The organism is Halopseudomonas sp. L-58, from assembly GCF_056859475.1.
On sequence record NZ_JBSXON010000052.1, the window covers coordinates 1 to 19,615 of the forward strand.

A 19,615-nucleotide genomic window follows, 5' to 3' on the forward strand; every position below is an offset into this window, starting at 1 on the left:
AAAATCTCACGGCGAGTTTTGCGCTTCTTGGTTTGGTACTCTGCTTCGGAGAAGGTGATCTGATCCATGGCAGCAACGAATCCTACAGGTTTTGTGATGGGCGTATTATCGCCGATTTCGGGGAGTTATTCAGACCTTCCCTAATTTCAACACGATACAAGTCCGGATCAGGCGCAGGCGGTTTTGGCTGAGGTGGTCGAGGTTTTCTCGTCACTTGATTTAAGTATACTTCTTCTCCGTATGCATCAGCTAAAGGTAGCGCTAACTGTTTCGGAAAAAGTGGAACTTGTTCAAGTGATATTTGAAGCTCTCTCTTAAAATCAATGGAATCATCAAGCTCAGACCCGAATATACGATCTGACTCTGCCATTGCCTCATCAACTGACAACTCACCTCGTTGCACTTTTACAAACAGTGTCTGGAGGCGAGACAGTGACTCACCACTTCGCCTTACCTTTGGCTTTGCCCTGCTTGATTGGAAAGGTGCCCCTGCGCGCTCTCCGAGATACCCACTAACAGTGCGTACTTGACTATGAATTATTTGCAAGCCAGCAATGAAAGAGCCATATTGCCCAATACCGATATAGATGACGCCAAGAGCGGCAGCTATTCTCCCTACCGCTTTAATTGATCCCTCTTCAACTACCAGAGACAAAGAGTAATCAGGAAGTTGCAGCTCTCGACCCACATAGGCTTCCCACTCATCAAATAAGTGGGCGGAATAGTCCTCGAACTGCCTCTTTGGCAGACTTCGTACCCCAATATAAAAATCTGTAGAGCCTATGATCGCCATTCGGAATGCTTACTCTTTTACCCTAACAGCTGAGTGGACCGACAGCTTCATAATCACATATCCGTGACTTCTTCATATCACCGCTCCAAGCCCAAGCCGCCGCTTTAAATACCTCATTAAAAACAACCCATTACAAAACCCAGCCCCACATTGCTCGTATTCGCGTGACGTCCGCATTTTGTGCATTCAATAAACCTGTATGGCATGTCGATCTGCATACCATTGGGTAATCTGGCGGGGTTACACATTCACACTTCCCCTGCATTTCGGATAGGCGCTGCATCCCCAGAACATCTTGCCTGCGTTGGTGCCTTTGCGGGCGGTGCGTTTGATCATGCTGCTGTTGCACAGGGGGCAATGCGGCTCAGAGGTGGTTTCAGGTATTGGAGGCGTGGCAGTGGGTGTCGGGTTGGGGGTTGGCTGCGCTGCCGATGGTTCAGAAGCCTGTTTGTGCATCAGGCGCTTGAGGCCTGCACCGTCGATCAGCTGGATATTGCGGCCCTGGGCGAAGGCTTTGGCTTCTTTGGTGAATTGGCCGGAGGTAACCACATAACCGCCCACTGCGCCTTCTGCGGCCATGGCGCCGAAGAATTCGCGCACCACTGGTACGCCCACTTTTAATGAGCGCCAGTGTTTGCATTGCACCAGGTATTTTTCGTTGTGCTTGCGCAGGATCAGATCTACGCCGCCATCCGGGCCGTTAGCGCCAGTTTCGGTGATGCTATAGCCCTGCTTGCGGAAGGCTTCGCCGATCAGTTGCTCGAACTGCTGCCAGCTGAGGCCGTCGATGGTTCTGGCCGGTTGGGTGGCGTTTGCGACGCTATTGAGCAGTTGCTTGCGTTTGTAGCGCCCGGCGATCGAGCCAATGGCGCTGAACACGCAGCAGGCTGGAATCAGGTACTGGCCGAACAGGGCGAAGGTGCGCCACAGGTGCCCTGCCAGCACGCCGCCCATGTCACCTGGGCGCAGCACGGTGGAAGTGCTGGGCGGTGCGGTGGCAATGGGATGCAGGACAAGCCAGCTGATCAGAGCAAGCAGCATGCTGACCCACCACGGCAGGCGGGACAGCAGAAAAATGAAATCGTCGAATGCAGAGGATCGTCTGCGCGCCATCCGTGGGCTCCTTGACTGGCTCATTGCCATGTCAAAACGGTAATCCTATACCGGCGTCAGGTAAAGCGGCTTTTCACCCTGCGCCAAGCCGGGCGATGGACAGCGCGGGTTTAAAAGGTCATCAACCGCTGCTTTCTGCTCAGGGGCTTATTTGCGTTCTGGATGCAGGTTGCCAGGGTCGACTCGTGGCACAGCGCCTGCTCGCTGTCTTTCAACCACTGCCGGACCAGTTGAACGTAGTCATCCAGACTGATGAACCGGTGGATGGTGTGATTGTGCAAATAGCCAAGACAGAACCCGAGCTTATCTTCCAGTGAGCCATTGGGCGCAAACTTGAAGTACTCCACATCCACTAGCCAGCTTCTGGACAGGTCAGGGGTAACCAGAATATTCCCGGCCCAGAGATCAAGATGCAGGTGCGAGTGACTCAGATGCTCACGGATGGCGTTGAAAGCCAACAGCAGCACGGCATTTTGCTGTTCCGGGTGCGCCTGAATGAACTCCAGCAAATTGCAGGACTGGTCAATAAACTCGGTCGCTAACGTGGTGGAAACAACCAGCCCGAGCCAGTTACGCCGGTATCCGTAGCCGACAATTTGCGGCACATGCGGGCAATTGAGCAGCCCCAGCTGGTTGTGAATTTCCATCACGCCGCGATCATAAGCGCCATGCCGCTTGAGGCCGAAGGTCGCCCTGATTCGACTATTGCGATGGCGAAACACTGCCGTTTTGGCCAGAACAGCACGCTCGCCCAGCTCCAGCACATCGCGCTCGCGTCCTTCTCTGACAAGGCGAAGGCGATCATTCAGCATGCCGTATAGGGCGTTGCTCAGATCCTGGCCAAGATCAGCTCGAACGAATACGCGGCAACCGCCACGTTGCTGTTTGAAAAATCCCGCACTGCTCAGAAATTTCATTTTTCTTTTCGTCTCTGCTGGCAGGGGCTCTCACTCTGCAGCTTGGTACTACTTCGGGTGCACACGGGCACAAAGCAGACACCAACCGGCACAACGCAGCGCAAGCAGCCCGCCTGTGTGTCGGTTCAGTTCGGAAAAAGTGGGGGAGTCAACATGGAGTGCTTACCTTCCCTGGCAAACTGAAATGAACTTGAAGCGCCATTACCTGCCGCATGGCCTTCGCTGAGCACCGATAGTAGCCTAACGCCATACTGATACAGAAATACTTTTTAACTCAGCCGGCCAGCAAGCCGGCACTACACTCTGAACCCCTGCGCCAATGCCTGCAGCTCACCTGCCAGCTGCGCCTGACTGTCGGTGACCTGAGAAATTTCCCGCGAGCCGTTGAGGGTTTGCAGAGAGGTTTCCCGCACGGAGCTCATGCTGCGCGAGATATCCCGCGTGACCGCGACCTGCTGTTCAGCGGCAGAGGCGATTTGCGATGACATGCCGGAAATACGGTCGACGTCCTGCAGGATGCCGGCAAGGGTGTCTTCCAGGGTCTCGGCTTCATCGGCGCTGAGATTGGCCAGTTTGTGGCTGTCGATTACCGCGCCGCGCACACTGTCGGTAATGTCGCGCAGGCTGCTGATCATGGTTTCGATTTCAACGGTGGAATCGTGGGTCTGGCGCGCCAGATTGCGCACTTCGTCGGCGACCACAGCAAAGCCACGACCGTGCTCCCCTGCCCTGGCCGCCTCAATTGCGGCGTTGAGCGCCAGCAGGTTGGTCTGGTCCGCTACTGTTCTGATCACGTCGATGACCCGGGTGATGGATTCGCTGCTGGCCTGCAGGCGCTCCATTTGGCCGTTGACCTGCTCGATGGCACCGGCCAGATGGCGAATGCGACCAACGCTGTCCTGCACCACCCGCCGCCCTGCCTCGTTGCGCTTTGAGGCATGCTGGGCGGCTTCGGCAACCTGCTGGGTATTGCGCGAGATTTCTTCCGAGGTGCTGGACATTTCCTCTGCCGCTGCTGCGACCTGATCCACCAAAGCCTGCTGCTGCCCTACCTGATCGGAGTTCTGGCTGGCGGTGGCACGGGTCTGCTCGGAGGCCGATGCCAGCCGCACGCTGGTTTCATCAATCTGACTCAGCGCACCGGAGAAGGTCTCGATCAGGCTGTTCAGGGCCGTGCCGATCAGCCCCATCTCGTCCTTCGAGCAGACCCGGGTGCGCACCGACAGATCCTTGCGCTCCATGACCTGACGGAAATCACCCAGCAGCTGGTTTACCTGGCTGGACACTCCAATGATGATCAGCAGCGCCAGCAGCAGCACCATGCCGATCACCAGCGCACCGATGATAGCTGCCCGACGCAGATCGGCACGCGCGCCTGCCAGCACGCGCTCGGTGCCCGCAGCCATGTCGTCAGCGACCTGCTGCTTGAGCTGGTAAACACCGTCGATGGCGTGACTGGCGCTGTCGAACCACTCGATATTGGCCATCCCGAGAAAGCCGTATTCGGAACCGATCAGACGATCACGCAATGCGCTGAAGGCGATGTTTTCCGGCCGTTCGGCCAACGCCAGCAACTGCCCCTGCAGGGAGGCACCAACCAGATTGGCGGCCGCATCCAGCAGTGCCTGACTGCGCGCATCGGCTGCACTAACCTCCCTCGCCAGCGCCAGCGAAATGCCGCCTTCGCTGAGCACCGCAGCGCCCGCGGCCATCTCCCGTGCTCCCGACTCGGTTGCCTCGGTGAGCGCCAGGAAGGCTCCCATCAGACGCGTCAGGCGCGGCTCGTTAGCCTGCAGCAGAATCTCGGGAATCAGGGCAATCATCCGTTCAACCGCGGCGCTATAGGTCCGATAGGCCAACTCGGCGTCGACATCTTCATTGAGGACCCTGGCCCGCAGCGGCGCCAGCGCATCCAGCGCCTCATTGATCAGGCCCAGCTGGGCCGCGATGGCAACCCGCTCGCGACCGTGCATGGCGGCCATGGCGTTGCGCAGGGCATCGAGGCTGGCATCGGTAGCTGCCCGCTGGCCTTCAAGGCGCTCGACGACCCGGCCATCGGCGCCACCGGTGGCAATGAATAAGGCGGTGAGACCCCGCTCCTTTTGCAGATTCTCCAGCGCCGGATCGGCGCTCAGCACCAGGTCAAACAGTGCCTGCGATGATTCGGTCTGCTGCAGATGGGTGTAACGGTCAATCACCGTGGCGCCGGAGAAATATAGTGTGCCGGCCAACGCCGGCAGCAGGAGCAGCAACAATTTGCCGCGCATGGAGAGGTTTCGAAGCATGGACAGCATGGTGGAGCACCCTGAGAAAAACCTGACTGACTGGACAGACCTCTCAGCAAGAACGGTGCCATCACTCTGCCACGACCCGCCGGGGCTTGCGGACACCCCGTGCGAACACAGCGCACCAGTTCAGGGCCGATGCAGCGCAACGCGATCCAAAAAAGGGACTATCGTGGTCACCGAGGCGCTGCCGGAGCGATGCATCCATGCAGGCCATCGCGCGCCCGGCTGTGACTCGCGCCGGTCAGACGAGCGGCTTGTTCATGGCCGCCGCCAGCTCAGCATGGCCGCTGTGTGCCAGGGCATCAACGGCGCCCGCAACGTCTTGCGGGGTCTTGTTCTGGCTCAATTTGAACTTGCCGATCAGGCGTTCGATCTCGATTTCGATGCCGACAATCGCCGCCAGCATTCGGACGATGTAATCCGGGCTTGAGTCAGTCATGCGCCACGGGCGCGGCTCTTGCGCGCGCGTCTCGTGTTCACGGGTCAGGCGCGCCACGATGCCGCGCACAAAGCGCTCGTCGTCACGCAGGTGGATGCGCCCGTGGGCATGCACAACCTGATAATTCCAGGTCGGCACCTGTTGGTGGGTTTCGTGCTTGCTGGGGTACCAGTTTGGCGAGATATAGGCTTGCGGGCCCTGAAAGATGACCATCACGCTCATGCCGTCCACAATCTGCTCGACCAGCGGGTTGGCCCGCGCCAGGTGCGCCTGCAGCACGCCCTGCTCACCCTGCCCGGTCAGCAGCTCAAACGGAATGTGGTTGGCGTCAAGCCCGTCCGGGCCGACGGTTACCAGCGTACCCAGCGGGTTTTCGCCAATCAGGGCATGCAGTTCAGTGGTGCGGGTTTCGGCAAAATGTGCAGGCAAATACATGACGTATTCCGTGGCAGGTCAGACGGCAAGATACTGATCCAGGGAATACAGCGCAAACGCCAACAGCAACCAGAACAGCACGCCAGCCGATGTCTCGAGCCAGGCACTGTACGTATGCCGGCGCAGCCAGTGCGGTGGCCACAGGCAGCGCAGCAACCCGCGACCCGGAATGCGCAGGCTGAGGTCCAGAACGGCGCCCGCTTCGAGGATCAGACGGCCAAGCAGCAACAGCCCGCGCGCCAATGCTTCGAGCAATTCAAGCATCCGGGTTACTCCGCGCCGGGCGCGCGCTCGGCAAAGCACGGTAGCCCATCGGTGATGTCAAACCAGTTGGCCTTGTGGGCAGTAAAGAGATGAGCCTGCAAATCGGTCACGCTCAGGGTAGTAACACAGAGCCGAGGAATCATGGTGCCTGCCTCATCCGATGGTCTTTACTCGATAAAAATATAGCCTTTTAAAGCTAATATTGAAAAATTAGCGTATTACGGCTAACGTCAAAGCAGATTGCACAGGGACACGCTTATATGACTATTGCAGCCGTATTGACCGGCGACCTGATCGATTCTCAAGGTGTTGAGGATACGCAGGATTACATCAACCAGCTACGTGATGCGTTGCAGCAGCTGCAAGCCGTCTGCCCATTCCAATACGAACTGTACCGCGGCGATGGTTTTCAACTGACCCTGGACGTTGCAGCAGATGCAGTGCGTTGCGCGGTGCTGCTGCGCGCCGCACTGATTGCCGCCAGCCCGGAGCACGAGCGGTACGACGCCCGGATTGCTGTCGGGATTGGCCAGGCAGCCGCGGTTAACCGCTACGGCGAGGCTTTCGTGCTGTCCGGGCAGGGGCTCGACACTATGAAGAAGGACAGCCTTGGCCTGTTCACCCACGATGCCAGCCTGCTGGATCGCCTTGAACTGCCGACCGCGTTCGCGGCGCGGGTGATCGAGCAGTGGACGCGAGTTGAGGCGCAGACCTGGTGGTTGCATACCACCCTTGCGGTCAGCCAGAAGGCTCTGGCCGAACACATGGACAAGGCTCAGGTAACGGTTCACAAGGCGTTGCAACGGGCCGAGGCCGCGCTCATGGATCGCTATCTGGCTCGCAGCCGCGAGTGGATTCAGGAGCTCACTGATGACTGACTCTGTCTTGCTGCTGCTGATGCTGCTCTTGCACATGCTCAGCAGCTTATGGGCCAACGCAAGGCCGCTGCCGGACTGGTCGCCAGAACTCTGCTGGGCGCTTAGCCGGCCTGCGCTAATCTGGAAAAATTAGCCCTTCAAGGGTAAAGTCCTCCCTTCGTCGGCGCTCTGGCCGTCGCGCCCCTTCCCGTTTCATCAGGAGTACCCATGCGTCTGTGTGTTTTCTGCGGTTCCAGCCCCGGTAACAAACCCGAATACCTCGCCGCTGCGCAGCAGCTCGGCACGGCACTGGCCAAGGCCGGCATCGGTCTGGTCTACGGCGGTGCGCAGGTTGGCCTGATGGGCGCAGTGGCCGACGCGGCGCTGGCCGCCGGCGGCGACGTGATTGGCGTGATTCCGCGTCATCTGGTTGAACGCGAATTGGCCCACGAAGGGCTGACCACCCTGCATGAAGTCGGCTCAATGCACGAACGCAAGGCAATGATGGCGGATCTGTCCGACGGGTTTATCGCCCTGCCCGGTGGCGTCGGCACCTTTGAGGAATTGTTCGAAGTCTGGACCTGGGGCCAACTGGGGCACCATCAGAAGCCGTGTGCGCTGTTCAACGCCGCCGGCTACTACGATCAACTGATTGCCTTCCTGGACCACGCCCTGACCGAGGGCTTTATGCGCCAGCCCTACCGCGACATGCTGATTGTCGAAAACCAGGTCGACAGCCTGCTCGACAGGGTTCGCCGCTACTCACCACCCGCCGTGTCCAAGTGGGTTAAAGCGCAAGAACGCTAGCCCCTCGGCTGCCGTGATCAGGATGCGCCGCGGGTAATCTGCTGCATGCGCGCGTAACCCGTGCGCGTCAGCAGTACCAGATTGACTGTGGTGGCGTAGATCTGACCTGACGCCTTGAGATCGTTGATCAGCGCCTTGTGTTCATCCGCCGGCAGGTAGAAAAAATCCCGCCCTTCCTCAAGCTGCTGCTCGCAGCGGCGAAAAAGACGGAAGGAGGTGCCCTTCGGCAGGGCATTGAGCTCATCGAGCTGGCGCAGGCTCAGGGTTTCGGTGTTGGCATGGACAATCGGTTGCATGACGGCTGGTAGCGGCTGGCGAATGGGTCGGGCGGCCGTCTGACCGCCAAGCCGTAGCCTACCGTGTTGAGCAATAAACGTCTTCTCCCGTTGCCGTCAGTCCTGCCCGATATCGCGGTCAGCGGCCGGGACTGAGGCTGTGCTGTGGGGCGCCATGTAATCAGGCATGCCACGATGAACCTGAAGAAACCCGATAAAAGCGCGTATGACGGCAGCAACAAGCCCGTTATACTCGCCGCCTTTCAGGTTCACCCGCCGAGCGCACCATGACCGATCACCAAGACCCAACCTCGACCGATGCGACAACCGACGTCTCTCCTGCCAGCAAGACAGGCGGTCTTGGCGCCCTGTTCGCTGCGGCCAGCAAGCAGGCAGACAAGGCCAACGCTCCCAAGCAGGGCAAGGCCGGCTTCGATCCGCACACCAAGCGCGTACACATGCCGCCGCGTGGCACCCGCCGTTCGATGGGCAAGCGCTAGGCGGGCCTAAAGCGGCAGCGTGAAGTAGAACTGCGCGCCCGCACCCGGGCGCGACTGCACGCCGATGTTGCCGCCATGCAATTGCACCACCTCCTTGCACAGCGCCAGACCCAGCCCGGCGCCACCCTTCTTGCTGCCGACCTGCACAAAGGGTTCGAATACCCGCACCTGCTGGCTGTAGGCAATGCCTTCGCCATTGTCCTCGACGCTGAACCATACCCGCTCACCCTGCCGGCGCAGGCGCACGGCAACCTGGCCGCCCTGCTGACAGTGACGCAGGGCGTTGCCGATCAGGTTGTCCAGCACCCGCTCAATCTGCAGCCGGTCCAGCCGCGCCCGCGGCGCATCCTCGCTGACGTCCAGCTGCAGTGAAATACCGCGTTCATCGGCCTGCGCCTGAAAACGGGCCACCGCTGCAGAAGCCAGCTCGACCGGATCACAGGGCGCCAGTTCCAGCTTCTGCAGTCCATTCTGGTAGCGCGAGAAATTGAGCAGGTCGTTAATCAGATCGACCAGCCTGCGCATTTCCTCGTCTACCGTTTCCAGCAGATCCCGCTCACGGCTGCCCTCGGCGAACTGCAAACGCTCCTGCAGCAGGGAGAATGCCATGTGCATGCCGGTCACCGGCGTGCGCAGCTCATGGGACGACCTCAGCACAAACTCACGCCGCACCCGCTCGAATGCCCGCTGCTCGGTCACGTCGCGCAGCACCATGACCGCCCCCTGGACCCAGCTGTCGGTTCGCACTACCGGTGTCAGGCTGTAATCCAGCAGCCGGGTTTCCCCTGCGACCTCGACCGCCAGATCTTCCTGCTCGCTACCAAAGGCATTGCCGGCCAGCACCTCCCGGACCTGCTCGTCCAACTCGGGGTGCCCCATGGCCTGGCCCAGCGTCTGACCCAGCTCGCGCGAATCCCAGTCGAGCTGACGCCGCGCCACCGGATTGAAGTGATCAACATCGCCCTGCTGATCAAGGATCAGCAGGCCATCGTCGATACTGTCGAGCACCGCCTGCAGGCGCCGTTGTTCGGACTGCAAGGCCTCCAGATCGCTGTTCTTGAACTCGCGCAGGGCTTCGGCCATAACGCCAAATCGACGGCTCAGGGCGCTGATCTCGTTGACCGGGGACAGCGGCAGAGTGACGTTGAAGTCACCCTGGCCAATCTTGTCCGCCGCTTTGGCCAGCGCCTCGATCGGCCGACCAAAACGCTGGGCGATGCTGTGTGCGGTCAACAGCCCCAGCAGCAGCACGGCCAGGCCGATCAGCCCCAGTAGCCCGGCAATCAGCCAGGCGCGCTGATGCGCTGTGCTTTCGGCCGCCTCAACATAAGCCAGATAGCGGTACTGCACCTCGTTAATGCGATCACGCATGGCGGCCACGCTGAGACTGAAGGTGTCATCCGAGAGCAGATCCCGGCGCAGGGTGCGCGGCCGGTAGAGCACATCGTCGTAGACCGCATAGGCCCGACCGATTTCAGCCACAGCCTGACGGTCCTCATCGGTTCGGGCCTGCTCACCGGCCTTGGCCAGCCACTCCTTGAAGCGCTCGTCCGATGTACTCAGCGCCTCGCGATCCAGTTGTTCTGACAGCAGCAGGGTCACCTGTCGACCGATCTCCTGACGCATGCCGAGAGAAGCCTTGAGAATGCCGATGTTGCTGCCGACGCTGTAGGTCTGCGACTGGGTCAGACTGAGTACTCCGAACAGGCCTACCAGCAAGCCCACCAGCGCCACGGTCAGCAGTGCGCTGCTGCTCAGAAACAGTTGAGTTCGCAGCTTCATAGGCCAAGCTGCTTGCGTTTGCGATACAGGGTGGAGGCATCGATGCCGAGCGTGCGGGCCGCCTGATCCAGCGTGGCGCTGGAGGCCAGAACGGCGGCAATGTGCGCGCGTTCCAGCTCGCTCAGGCTGAGATTGGAGCCAACGCGCGGCGCGGTGTTGCCGTGATCCGGTTCGCCCAGGCCGAGATGACTGGCAGCAACCTGCTCCTCGGCACAGATGATACCGACGCGCTCGATCACATTACGCAGTTCGCGGATATTGCCCGGCCAGTGGTAATTCAGCAGCGCCTGCCTGGCATCCTCGCTGAAGCCCCTGGCCGGACGGGCGTATTCCTTGACGAAGCGCGCCAGAAAGCGCTCGGCCAGATCAAGAACATCATCAGGGCGCTCCCGCAGCGGCGGCAGCGTCAGGGTAATCACGTTCAGCCGGTAGAGCAGGTCTTCGCGAAACAGCCCCTGCTTGACCATCTCGGCCAGATCCAGATTGGTCGCCGCCAGAATCCGCACATCCGCCTGCCGGGTCACCGGGTCACCAACCCGCTCGTAGACCTTGTCCTGAATGAAGCGCAGCAGCTTGGGCTGCAGGGTCAACGGGAAATCGCCTATCTCGTCGAGAAATAAAGTGCCGCCGTCGGCCTGACTGACCCGGCCCAGAGTACTCTCGCTCGCGCCGGTAAAGGCGCCCTTGCTGTGACCAAACAGTTCACTTTCCATCAGCTCGGCAGTCAGCGACGGGCAGTTGATGGTCACGCAGTCACGCTGGCTGCGCCCGCTCCAGCCATGAATCAATCGGGCCAGCTCACCCTTGCCGGTACCCGACTCGCCCAGGATCAGAATATTGGCGTCAGTGCCGGCGACCTGCCGGGCCGTCTCCAGCACCGCCATCATCGCGGGGCTGCGCGACTCGGGCGCGACCCGCGTCTGTTCTACGGCCTGCTCCAGACTCTCCAGACGCGCTTCCATCTGACGCACTTCAAGCTGCTTGGCCGCAGCCATGCGCAATTGATCAGGGCTGCAGGGCTTGACCAGATAATCCGCCGCGCCTGCCTGCATGGCATCAACCGCGGTATCGACCGCCGAGTGCGCGGTCACGATCACGACCCGCATCCACGGCGCCTGCGCCCGCATACGCGCCATTACATCCAGACCACTTTCCTCGCCAAGCCTCAGATCAAGAAAGCACAGATCAAACACCTGCCCCTGCAAAACCGCTTCGGCCTGTGCCCCGCTACTGGCCGTCGCTACCTGATAGCCCTCATCCTCGAGACAGTAACGAAAGGTCCGCAGGATCGCCGGTTCGTCGTCGACCAGCAGAATACGTCCGTTGCCTTGATTCGCTTCCATTGATTCACGACTCCTGTCATGCCGTCGCGCTACTGTCACCGTGCAATCTGCACGACCCTTCGGGAAAGATCATGCAATTCGCACTGAACACGACACCACCTTTAATTTATAACTTACTGATTTACATAGCATTAAATAAAAACCCGGGAGCGGCACAGTGCTTGCTCTATCACCTTTGCGTGTTCGGCTTCTCGCCACAAGCGAAGCTCGACAACACCCATAACCGGAGATAGATGACATGCACAGCGCCCTACCCACCGCCTTGCTTGCCCTGTCCACCGGCCTGCTTTCAAGCATGGCCTGCGGCGCATCAACGCCAAGCAGCAGCTACTTCATGGAGCAAAATCCCGCCGTGATAGTTCAATCAGTCGACGACGCCAGCATCGCAAAGGCTTTGCGCGCGCGACTGGCATGGCAGGGTAACACGCAAGGCATCCGCATTGCCGTCAGCTGCCGCAATGGCGTTGTGAGCCTGCGCGGAACCGTACTGACCACCAGCGACTATCGCGTTGCGGTCGCCACGGCGCGGCATACGCCGGGCGTTCAGCAGGTCGATACCCGCAGCCTGCAGATCGGCACTACCCGCCCGGTCAGCAATACAGAACCCGCCCCGGGCGGATTTTCCACAGCCGGCAAGCTGAGCCTTTAATCTCAGCTGCCGACCGAAAAGGGACTTCACCGTGAGCACAGATCCCAAAGCGACAATTCGTTTTCATATAATGGAAACCACTCAGGCAGGCGCGCTGGACGCCAGACCGTTTAACACTCTCTGTACCGCAGTACCAAGGAGATCCCCCATGTTCAACTGGGCCATCGCCTTCAGCATCATCGCGCTATCATCAGCCGTGTTCGCCTTTGGTGGCTTTGACGATCAATACGCCAGCGCCGCAAGGCTGCTGACACCCGTGTTTCTTGCCCTGGCCGGGGGGTGCGCCCTGCTGGGCCGCAGTCGAGGACGCAACGAGTAGACATGCCTGACCCATCTGCCGCATCCGCGCCATCAGCAGCTACCGCATTCATGCGCCTGAGCGACGAACAGCGGCCGCTGGCCAACAAGTTCTACCGCCAATACCACAGCGGCATGAAAGCCCGCGGTCACCATCAAGTCTGGGTGGCACGCACTCACGAGCTTCAAGCCTGTCTCTGCCTGCAGACGGTCGATCAGTGCTGGTGGCTGACCGGATTGCTGGTTGCCCCTGCACAGCGCAGTCAGGGCTTGGCGAGCAGCCTGTTAGAACATGTACGCCAGCAGCATCGCGGTGACATCTGGCTGTTCTGCGCTCCCAACCTGGTGCCGTTCTACCGCGCCAATGGCTATGAGCCCGGCGACGACGCTCCCATCTCACTGCGCGACAAACTGCTGCGCTATCAACGCAGTAAAGCCCTGCTGGCCATGGTCAACCGCACGCAGGCGACGCTCCCACGCTAGCGTTTGCACCTGCTGCCACACAATGCAACACGACGACCATTTTCCCGCACCAATTACGGGCACGGGCTCTGTGACGTTCGGGTTACGGCTGTGCAATTTTCCTTCAAAACATACGTATATATCTGATTTAAATATAAAAAAAATTGTTGGCAAGCAAAATGCTATAGGACCTGTGCCAACGCACTTAAATCAAAACCTACGGGGTAATACGTGATGATGAAGAAACTTGCAGTTGCCGTTGCTACCGCCAGCACACTGTCTTTTGCCAACATGGCTCACGCTGAAGAGTTCGATACCGCCATTGGCAAAATTGACTCCAGCATGACTGTGACGCTGGCTACCGATTACATCTGGCGTGGTCAGTCTCAAACTGACGGCGCTGGCGCTATCCAGGGCAGCCTGGACTTTGCACACGAAAGCGGCCTGTATGTCGGCGCCTGGGCGTCCAACATCGACTCCGAAGACTTCGGCGGCTCCAGCGTAGAAATCGACTACTACGCGGGTTACGGCGGAAGCATCACCGACGACATCAGCTACTATCTGCAGTGGACTACCTACACCTATCCGAAAAACAGCTCCATCGACGTTGAAGAAGCTCTGGCCAGCCTGAGCCTGTACGGCTTCACCGTTGGCGCCAAGTACGCTTACGACCCCTCCAGCTCGCTGTACACCTACATCGGCTACGACTTTGCCCTGCCCTACGATATCGGTCTGGGTCTGCACTACGGTCTGACTGACACCAAAGACCCGCTGGACGGCGTCAGCGGTGACGAGAAATACGGTGACTGGGCCGTTACCCTGGGCAAAACCATGCTGGGCCTCGACTGGGCTGTCATGTACAGCGACACCGATCTGGGTGACGACTGCGCCTACTCCGATCAAGACTCTTGCGACGCCAACGTCACCCTGTCGGTCTCCAAGAGCCTGTAAGTACCGAGTCTGAAAACGGGCGCCCTGCTCCGAGGGTTCCCGTCAGCTAAAGCGGCATCTTGCGCCGGTCTCGCAACCTGTACCACGGCAGGCTTGCAGACCGGCTTCTTTTTGCCTGTCAGCTTACGACTGAAACTCGGGCATAAAAAAACCGGCACGCAGCCGGTTTTTCATTACACAGGCATCACGCCCGCGGCAGGGTCACGCCGCGCTGGCCCTGATACTTTCCGCCGCGGTCGCGGTAGGACACTTCGCAGGGCTCGTCCGATTCAAAGAACAGCATCTGCGCCACGCCTTCGTTGGCGTAGATCTTCGCCGGCAGGTTGGTGGTGTTGGAGAACTCGAGGGTCACGTGGCCTTCCCATTCCGGTTCAAGCGGGGTCACGTTGACGATAATGCCGCAGCGCGCATAGGTACTCTTGCCAAGGCAGATCGTCAGTACATTGCGCGGAATACGGAAGTACTCAACGGTACGCGCCAGCGCGAAGGAGTTTGGCGGAATAATGCACACGTCGCTCTGGATGTCGACGAAGCTCTTCTCGTCAAAGTTCTTCGGATCAACTACCGCCGAGTGGATGTTGGTAAACACCTTGAACTCGTCAGCGCAGCGCACGTCGTAGCCGTAACTCGACACACCATAGGAAATCACCCGATCCCCTTCCGCACCGCGAATCTGGCGTTCGACAAAGGGCTCGATCATCCCGTGTTCCTGGGACTGGGTACGGATCCAACGGTCGGATTTGATGCTCATGGCGTGTCCTGAAATAGGCGGTGCGAAAAAAAGACTCTGCATGTTACCGGGTTATACCCGTCGACAAAAGTCCGGAGATCAGTCGTCGCTGATACTGATTTCCGGCATTTGTGCGGCATTCGCCAATTCAACGATACGCGCTGCCGCATGGCGCGCCATATCCTGATAAACCATGCTGATCTGGCATTCCGGCTCGGCAATTACGGTCGGCTTGCCGCCGTCGGCCTGCTCGCGAATCATCATCGACAGTGGCATCGAACCGAGCAGCTCGACGCCATAGTCCGCCGCCAGACGTTCGCCACCGCCCTCACCGAACAGATGCTCGGCGTGACCGCAGTTGGAGCAGATGTGAATGGCCATGTTCTCGACCACCCCCAGCACCGGGATATTGACCTTCTCGAACATGCCAATGCCCTTGCGCGCATCCAGCAGCGCCAGGTCCTGCGGCGTGGTGACAATCACCGCACCGGTCACCGGCACCTTCTGCGCCAGAGTCAGCTGAATATCACCAGTGCCCGGCGGCATGTCGACCACCAGATAGTCCAGCTCATCCCAGGCCGTCTGGGTCAGCAGCTGCATCAGCGCGCCCGAGACCATCGGCCCGCGCCAGACCACCGGCGTATTGTCATCAACCAGAAACGCCATCGACATCACCTGCAGGCCATGCGCGCGTGGCGGGACAAACCACTTGCCATCACTGACCTGCGGACGCGTGCCTTCCGGCAGACCCAGCATCAGCCCCATGCTCGGGCCATAGATGTCGGCATCCAGCACCCCGACTTTGGCCCCTTCACGGGCCAGCGCCAGCGCCAGGTTGGCTGCGGTCGTGGATTTGCCAACCCCGCCCTTGCCCGAGGCAACGGCAATAATGTTCTTCACCTTCTCCAGTGCCGGCACCTGCCCCTGCACGTTACCGGCCTGAATCTCGCAGCGCACGCTGACCTTTGCCGCAGTCACGCCGTCAACATTCTCAACCGCCATCTGCATCATCTGGGCGATGCCACCGACCAAACTACCTGCGGCATAGCCCAGCACCAGCTCGGCCTCGACGCGCCCGCCGTCGATATCCAGCCTGCGCAAACAGCCGGCACTGAGCAGGTCGGTACGAAGGTAAGGATCCTGATATTGAGCAAGGGCCTGCTCAACGGCGGCACGATCAAGCGTAGTCATGGCGATATCCCGTAAGGACTGGCGGAAACAGGCCGCTATGCTACTGGCTCATCTGCGATGATGAAAGAGCGCAGGACAAACGCAAGACGGCCCGCCCGGCTTGCGCCGGACGGGCCGTCAGCGTTACAGGGCGAATCAGGCAGCGTCTTTCAACGGCTCCTGCGCCGTTTCGGACTCGGTCTGGGCAGACTCGTCTGCCGGCTCGGCCGAAGAGGCCGCCTCAACCTGCTCGATCAGGGTGTTCATCAGACGGGTGCCGCGCTCACCCACCATCTCGGCAAACACATCACGCACAGGCAGACTGCGCTCACGGAACACCTCGCGTTCCTCCGGCGTCAGGTACACCAGCTCGATGTCGCTGTTTTCAGTGATGATGTCCAGGCGCTCGGTATTGAGGCGAGTCTGCACGTCGTGGATCCACGGCACCAGCTCGACTACGGCATCATCAATGATTGCCTTGCGCTCGTCGGTGAGGCCGTCATACCAGTCGCTGTTGGCCATAAAGGTAGCGATGAACTGCGCCTGATTGGCGAAGATCAGATAGTCCTGAACCTTGTAGAAGTCCATCTCCTGATGGGCGAATACGGGCTGGATATTGCCGTCCAGCTGGCCCAGCTGCATGCCGCTGAACAGCTCGCCGTATTCCATGGTGGTGGGATCGGCGCCGTAGGCGCTGTAGGTTTCGCGCAGCAGACGATTGTCCATGGTTCGAATCGCCATGCCGTCGAAGTCAGCCGGTGAGCGGATCGCCTTGTTGGCACTCCAGACCTGCCAGCCCTCGGGCACGATAGCCAGCGGCTGCAGACCACGGTCGCGGTAGGAGGCAACCAGATCGTCGTTCTTGCGGAACTCGGGGGCGTTGAGAATTTCCGTATTGGTCTTTTCGTCGTCGGTCAGCACGAAGTTCAGGCTGAACAGCTGCGACTCGGGAACCGTGCCGCCGAGAAAGCCGGAACCAAAGGCAAACTGGATCGAGCCGGACTGCACCTGATCGTAGATATCCGTGAGACCACCCAGCTGGCCATAGGGGTAGAGTTTGACCTCCACAGCGCCGTCGGTCTTTTCCTTGATCAGCTCGGCAAACCTGGCACCGTATTCGTACTGCACGCTGCCTTCAATCTCTTCAAGGGCGAAACCCCAGGTTTCGGTTTCCACGGCATCGGCCTGGGCCACAGCGCTCTGCTCAGGTGTCTCTGAGCCATTACCACTGGCAACAGGTTCTTCTTCGGATCCGCAGGCAGCCAGCATTACCGCAGCCGCAAGAAGGCAACCATTACGCAAATTCATGGAACACTCCTTTTCAATTGTTCTGGTTTCCTGCCAAACCCTAACACAGCATTCGCGCATGTTCACGTCGTGCAAAGACGATTGATATGGGTTAAGGTCAAAAAAGGAGTACAAATTCACCATCTGAGCTGAATGTGACTACTACGTCCATCTACAGACAGAAGTCGGCGCCTAACTCCCCGAGTTAGCCTTTTCGGTCACGATACGACCGTTAGCGCCGCGAAAAGGAACAAACCGATGTCCCGACCTGCCGACAGCTCGGCAAACCGTCGCCCCGCTTCACCGGTGCTGCGCCTGCTTGAAGGCGTGGACCGCCTCACCGAATGGCTGGAAAAGAGCGTCCTTGGTGCCAGCGTGCTGTTCCTGGCTGCCCTGCTGATCATTCACGTATTGGGCCGACAGCTGTTCGGCAACGGCGTCACCGGCCAGGTCGAACTGACCCAGATGAGCCTCGTCATCATGACCTTTGCCGGCCTCGGTTACGCTGTCCGCCGGGCCCGTCATATCAGCATGTCAGCCTTTTTTGATCAGCTCAGCGGCCGGCCGCGCAAGGTCCTGCTGATCATCATCAGCCTGGGAACCGGCGCGCTGATGTTCTATCTGGCCTGGTATGCAGGCGAGTACGTTGCCACCATGGCCGAGCGCGGACGCACGTCTTCGGCGTTGCAAATCCCGCTATGGATACCCTACCTGGCGGCACCGATCGGCCTGCTTCTGGCCGGTATCCAGTTCTGGCTGACCGCCGTGCGCAACCTCACCTCACGCGACACCTACCGGTCCTTCAGCGAGAAGGACGAGTATCTCGCTGCCCCCGACGACAGCACTCCCTGATTGCCCTGACACGGACCACCGATGCTGACTCTGACCCTCATAACCATGATCGTACTGCTGGCCCTGGGCTTCCCGATGATGGTGCCACTGCTGGTAGCGGCGCTGATGCTGCTGTTTCTGGTCATCGGGCTGGGTAACGTCGAACTGCTGATGGGGCAGATGATCAGCGGTGTGCAGTCCTGGGCCCTCGCTGCCGTTCCGCTGTTCATCTTTGCAGCGGACCTGATGACACGCGGGCATACCGCCAACCGCTTGCTGGATCTGGTGCAAAGCTTTGTCGGCCACCTTCGCGGCGGCCTGCCGATCACCACGGCAGCCAGTTGCACGCTGTTTGGCGCGGTCTCCGGTTCGACCCAGGCTACCGTTGTCGCCATGGGCGGGCCGATGCGGCCCAAGCTGCTTGAGAAAGGCTACCCGGACTCCTTTGCGCTGGCGCTGATCATCAATGCCAGCGACATTGCCCTGCTGATCCCACCGAGTATCGGCATGATCATCTACGGTGTTATTTCCGGCTCTTCGATCGGCGATCTGTTTATCGCCGGCATCATTCCGGGCCTGCTGATTCTGCTGCTGTTTTCCATCTACTGCTGGATCGCCTCGATTCGCATGGGTATCACTCCGGAGCCACGCAGCAACTGGGCCACCCGACTGACCGCATTGAAAAAGGCGTTACTGCCGCTGGGCTTTCCGCTGGTGGTGGTCGGCGGCATCTACGGCGGCATCTTCAGCCCGACAGAGGCCGCGGCCATCGCTGTGCTGTATGCCCTGGTGCTGGAGGTCGTGGTGTTGCGTGCGGTCAAGCTCAGCGAGCTCTGGGACGTCGCGCTTTCAACCGGGCTGATTACTGCAGTGGTGTTCATTCTCGTCGCAGCCGGCAACGCCTTTACCTACGCCATTTCCTTCGCCGGCATTCCCCAGGCGATTCTGGAACCCGTTATCAGCAGCATCGGTCACAGCCCTACCCTGGTGCTGGGTCTGATCGCTGTTTCCTTCTTTATAGGATGCATGTTCGTCGACCCGATCGTCGTCATCCTGATTCTGACCCCGCTGTTCAAACCCGCCGTGGAGGCCGCCGGCCTTGACCCCGTTCATGTGGGCGTGATCGTGACACTTCAGGCCGCCATCGGCTCGGCCACACCGCCCTTCGGCTGCGATATCTTCACCGCGATGGCGATCTTCCGGCGCCCCTACTTCGATGTCATACGCGGCACCCCGCCGTTCATCCTGATCCTGCTGCTGGCTACCGTACTGCTTGTGCTGTTTCCGCAACTCTCGCTCTGGCTACCCTCACTGGCTACCTAGACGGCAACGCAAATATGCCTCCAACTATGGCGTTTTTGCCCTATCGAAAATGAGAAGTAATGCCGATATGCTGGCGTGAGGAACCCCGAAGCATGCCGCAAA

The 19,615-nt window shown here is 59.8% G+C and carries 21 protein-coding genes; 9 read left to right on the forward strand and 12 right to left on the reverse strand.

Features of this window, described 5'->3' with window-relative positions; translation table 11 throughout:
* Positions 1–82: 82 nt before the first annotated feature.
* From AC13EY_RS07465 to AC13EY_RS07490, 6 genes are all read right to left on the reverse strand, one after another.
* Positions 83–793: a hypothetical protein gene (locus tag AC13EY_RS07465; protein WP_482876640.1), complete on the reverse strand. Its 711-nt coding sequence runs from the start codon at positions 791–793 to the stop codon at positions 83–85.
* A 240-nt stretch (positions 794–1,033) separates the two neighbouring features.
* Positions 1,034–1,906 (reverse strand): restriction endonuclease, encoded by an 873-nt coding sequence (locus tag AC13EY_RS07470; protein WP_233048139.1) that lies wholly within the window; start codon positions 1,904–1,906, stop codon positions 1,034–1,036.
* Positions 1,907–2,016: 110 nt separating this feature from the next.
* Positions 2,017–2,823, reverse strand: a complete 807-nt coding sequence (locus AC13EY_RS07475; RefSeq protein ID WP_233048140.1) for a hypothetical protein — start codon at positions 2,821–2,823, stop codon at positions 2,017–2,019.
* Between the two features lie 296 nt (positions 2,824–3,119).
* Positions 3,120–5,117, reverse strand: a complete 1,998-nt coding sequence (locus AC13EY_RS07480) for a methyl-accepting chemotaxis protein (RefSeq protein WP_233048141.1) — start codon at positions 5,115–5,117, stop codon at positions 3,120–3,122.
* Between the two features lie 235 nt (positions 5,118–5,352).
* Positions 5,353–5,985: an FMN-binding negative transcriptional regulator gene (locus AC13EY_RS07485; RefSeq protein ID WP_233048142.1), complete on the reverse strand. Its 633-nt coding sequence runs from the start codon at positions 5,983–5,985 to the stop codon at positions 5,353–5,355.
* Between the two features lie 18 nt (positions 5,986–6,003).
* On the reverse strand, positions 6,004–6,249 hold the full coding sequence (locus AC13EY_RS07490; RefSeq protein WP_088273838.1) for a hypothetical protein: 246 nt from the start codon (positions 6,247–6,249) through the stop codon (positions 6,004–6,006).
* A 260-nt stretch (positions 6,250–6,509) separates the two neighbouring features.
* Here AC13EY_RS07490 and AC13EY_RS07495 point away from each other — a divergent pair, with 260 nt between their 5' ends.
* Together AC13EY_RS07495 and AC13EY_RS07500 are read left to right on the forward strand one after the other, a co-directional pair.
* Complete coding sequence (locus AC13EY_RS07495) at positions 6,510–7,127, forward strand: hypothetical protein (RefSeq protein WP_228247400.1); 618 nt, start codon at positions 6,510–6,512, stop codon at positions 7,125–7,127.
* Between the two features lie 207 nt (positions 7,128–7,334).
* Positions 7,335–7,913 carry an LOG family protein gene (locus AC13EY_RS07500; RefSeq protein ID WP_233048144.1) on the forward strand — a complete coding sequence of 193 codons (579 nt, stop codon included), beginning with the start codon at positions 7,335–7,337 and terminating at the stop codon, positions 7,911–7,913.
* A 17-nt stretch (positions 7,914–7,930) separates the two neighbouring features.
* On the opposite strand, the gene AC13EY_RS07505 is transcribed toward AC13EY_RS07500, so the two are convergent.
* Positions 7,931–8,209, reverse strand: a complete 279-nt coding sequence (locus tag AC13EY_RS07505) for an ORF6N domain-containing protein (RefSeq protein WP_228247397.1) — start codon at positions 8,207–8,209, stop codon at positions 7,931–7,933.
* A gap of 266 nt (positions 8,210–8,475) precedes the next feature.
* On the opposite strand from AC13EY_RS07505, the gene AC13EY_RS07510 reads away from it, so the two are divergent.
* Positions 8,476–8,688: a hypothetical protein gene (locus AC13EY_RS07510; protein ID WP_228247396.1), complete on the forward strand. Its 213-nt coding sequence runs from the start codon at positions 8,476–8,478 to the stop codon at positions 8,686–8,688.
* A 6-nt stretch (positions 8,689–8,694) separates the two neighbouring features.
* Here the strand turns inward: AC13EY_RS07510 and AC13EY_RS07515 are convergent, their stop codons facing one another.
* Together AC13EY_RS07515 and algB are read right to left on the reverse strand one after the other, a co-directional pair.
* Complete coding sequence (locus AC13EY_RS07515) at positions 8,695–10,470, reverse strand: ATP-binding protein (RefSeq protein ID WP_482876637.1); 1,776 nt, start codon at positions 10,468–10,470, stop codon at positions 8,695–8,697.
* Positions 10,467–11,813 (reverse strand): sigma-54-dependent response regulator transcription factor AlgB, encoded by a 1,347-nt coding sequence (gene algB / locus AC13EY_RS07520; protein WP_482876635.1) that lies wholly within the window; start codon positions 11,811–11,813, stop codon positions 10,467–10,469. The genes AC13EY_RS07515 and algB overlap by 4 nt, the downstream gene beginning before the upstream one ends.
* Before the next feature lie 238 nt (positions 11,814–12,051).
* On the opposite strand from algB, the gene AC13EY_RS07525 reads away from it, so the two are divergent.
* The 4 genes from AC13EY_RS07525 (at position 12,052) to AC13EY_RS07540 (ending at position 14,172) form a co-directional block, all read left to right on the forward strand.
* Positions 12,052–12,462: a BON domain-containing protein gene (locus tag AC13EY_RS07525; RefSeq protein WP_228247394.1), complete on the forward strand. Its 411-nt coding sequence runs from the start codon at positions 12,052–12,054 to the stop codon at positions 12,460–12,462.
* A gap of 148 nt (positions 12,463–12,610) precedes the next feature.
* Complete coding sequence (locus AC13EY_RS07530; protein WP_088273828.1) at positions 12,611–12,781, forward strand: DUF1328 domain-containing protein; 171 nt, start codon at positions 12,611–12,613, stop codon at positions 12,779–12,781.
* A 2-nt stretch (positions 12,782–12,783) separates the two neighbouring features.
* Complete coding sequence (locus AC13EY_RS07535) at positions 12,784–13,242, forward strand: GNAT family N-acetyltransferase (protein WP_233048148.1); 459 nt, start codon at positions 12,784–12,786, stop codon at positions 13,240–13,242.
* A 213-nt stretch (positions 13,243–13,455) separates the two neighbouring features.
* Positions 13,456–14,172, forward strand: a complete 717-nt coding sequence (locus tag AC13EY_RS07540) for a TorF family putative porin (protein WP_228247392.1) — start codon at positions 13,456–13,458, stop codon at positions 14,170–14,172.
* Positions 14,173–14,356: 184 nt separating this feature from the next.
* Here the strand turns inward: AC13EY_RS07540 and dcd are convergent, their stop codons facing one another.
* The 3 genes from dcd to AC13EY_RS07555 form a co-directional block, all read right to left on the reverse strand.
* Complete coding sequence (gene dcd / locus AC13EY_RS07545) at positions 14,357–14,923, reverse strand: dCTP deaminase (RefSeq protein ID WP_088273825.1); 567 nt, start codon at positions 14,921–14,923, stop codon at positions 14,357–14,359.
* Between the two features lie 78 nt (positions 14,924–15,001).
* Positions 15,002–16,093: an iron-sulfur cluster carrier protein ApbC gene (apbC, locus tag AC13EY_RS07550; RefSeq protein ID WP_228247391.1), complete on the reverse strand. Its 1,092-nt coding sequence runs from the start codon at positions 16,091–16,093 to the stop codon at positions 15,002–15,004.
* A 135-nt stretch (positions 16,094–16,228) separates the two neighbouring features.
* Positions 16,229–17,380: a TRAP transporter substrate-binding protein gene (locus AC13EY_RS07555; protein ID WP_233048149.1), complete on the reverse strand. Its 1,152-nt coding sequence runs from the start codon at positions 17,378–17,380 to the stop codon at positions 16,229–16,231.
* A 237-nt stretch (positions 17,381–17,617) separates the two neighbouring features.
* Between AC13EY_RS07555 and AC13EY_RS07560 the strand changes: the two genes are divergently transcribed.
* Both AC13EY_RS07560 and AC13EY_RS07565 read left to right on the forward strand, forming a co-directional pair.
* On the forward strand, positions 17,618–18,211 hold the full coding sequence (locus AC13EY_RS07560) for a TRAP transporter small permease (protein ID WP_228247389.1): 594 nt from the start codon (positions 17,618–17,620) through the stop codon (positions 18,209–18,211).
* 21 nt (positions 18,212–18,232) lie between these two features.
* Positions 18,233–19,513: a TRAP transporter large permease gene (locus tag AC13EY_RS07565; protein ID WP_228247388.1), complete on the forward strand. Its 1,281-nt coding sequence runs from the start codon at positions 18,233–18,235 to the stop codon at positions 19,511–19,513.
* Positions 19,514–19,615: the final 102 nt, after the last annotated feature.

Excerpts from the sequence above, each read along its gene's own strand:
- dcd (WP_088273825.1), bottom strand. The coding sequence starts at position 14,923 with ATGAGCATCAAATCCGACCGTTGGATCCGTACCCAGTCCCAGGAACAC.
- AC13EY_RS07565 (WP_228247388.1), top strand. The coding sequence starts at position 18,233 with ATGCTGACTCTGACCCTCATAACCATGATCGTACTGCTGGCCCTGGGC.
- AC13EY_RS07530 (WP_088273828.1), top strand. The coding sequence starts at position 12,611 with ATGTTCAACTGGGCCATCGCCTTCAGCATCATCGCGCTATCATCAGCC.
- AC13EY_RS07535 (WP_233048148.1), top strand. The coding sequence starts at position 12,784 with ATGCCTGACCCATCTGCCGCATCCGCGCCATCAGCAGCTACCGCATTC.
- AC13EY_RS07500 (WP_233048144.1), top strand. The coding sequence starts at position 7,335 with ATGCGTCTGTGTGTTTTCTGCGGTTCCAGCCCCGGTAACAAACCCGAA.
- AC13EY_RS07475 (WP_233048140.1), bottom strand. The coding sequence starts at position 2,823 with ATGAAATTTCTGAGCAGTGCGGGATTTTTCAAACAGCAACGTGGCGGT.
- apbC (WP_228247391.1), bottom strand. The coding sequence starts at position 16,093 with ATGACTACGCTTGATCGTGCCGCCGTTGAGCAGGCCCTTGCTCAATAT.
- AC13EY_RS07515 (WP_482876637.1), bottom strand. The coding sequence starts at position 10,470 with ATGAAGCTGCGAACTCAACTGTTTCTGAGCAGCAGCGCACTGCTGACC.
- AC13EY_RS07470 (WP_233048139.1), bottom strand. The coding sequence starts at position 1,906 with ATGGCGCGCAGACGATCCTCTGCATTCGACGATTTCATTTTTCTGCTG.
- AC13EY_RS07525 (WP_228247394.1), top strand. The coding sequence starts at position 12,052 with ATGCACAGCGCCCTACCCACCGCCTTGCTTGCCCTGTCCACCGGCCTG.
- algB (WP_482876635.1), bottom strand. The coding sequence starts at position 11,813 with ATGGAAGCGAATCAAGGCAACGGACGTATTCTGCTGGTCGACGACGAA.
- AC13EY_RS07555 (WP_233048149.1), bottom strand. The coding sequence starts at position 17,380 with ATGAATTTGCGTAATGGTTGCCTTCTTGCGGCTGCGGTAATGCTGGCT.
- AC13EY_RS07495 (WP_228247400.1), top strand. The coding sequence starts at position 6,510 with ATGACTATTGCAGCCGTATTGACCGGCGACCTGATCGATTCTCAAGGT.
- AC13EY_RS07465 (WP_482876640.1), bottom strand. The coding sequence starts at position 793 with ATGGCGATCATAGGCTCTACAGATTTTTATATTGGGGTACGAAGTCTG.
- AC13EY_RS07510 (WP_228247396.1), top strand. The coding sequence starts at position 8,476 with ATGACCGATCACCAAGACCCAACCTCGACCGATGCGACAACCGACGTC.
- AC13EY_RS07480 (WP_233048141.1), bottom strand. The coding sequence starts at position 5,117 with ATGCTGTCCATGCTTCGAAACCTCTCCATGCGCGGCAAATTGTTGCTG.
- AC13EY_RS07485 (WP_233048142.1), bottom strand. The coding sequence starts at position 5,985 with ATGTATTTGCCTGCACATTTTGCCGAAACCCGCACCACTGAACTGCAT.
- AC13EY_RS07505 (WP_228247397.1), bottom strand. The coding sequence starts at position 8,209 with ATGCAACCGATTGTCCATGCCAACACCGAAACCCTGAGCCTGCGCCAG.
- AC13EY_RS07540 (WP_228247392.1), top strand. The coding sequence starts at position 13,456 with ATGATGAAGAAACTTGCAGTTGCCGTTGCTACCGCCAGCACACTGTCT.
- AC13EY_RS07490 (WP_088273838.1), bottom strand. The coding sequence starts at position 6,249 with ATGCTTGAATTGCTCGAAGCATTGGCGCGCGGGCTGTTGCTGCTTGGC.
- AC13EY_RS07560 (WP_228247389.1), top strand. The coding sequence starts at position 17,618 with ATGTCCCGACCTGCCGACAGCTCGGCAAACCGTCGCCCCGCTTCACCG.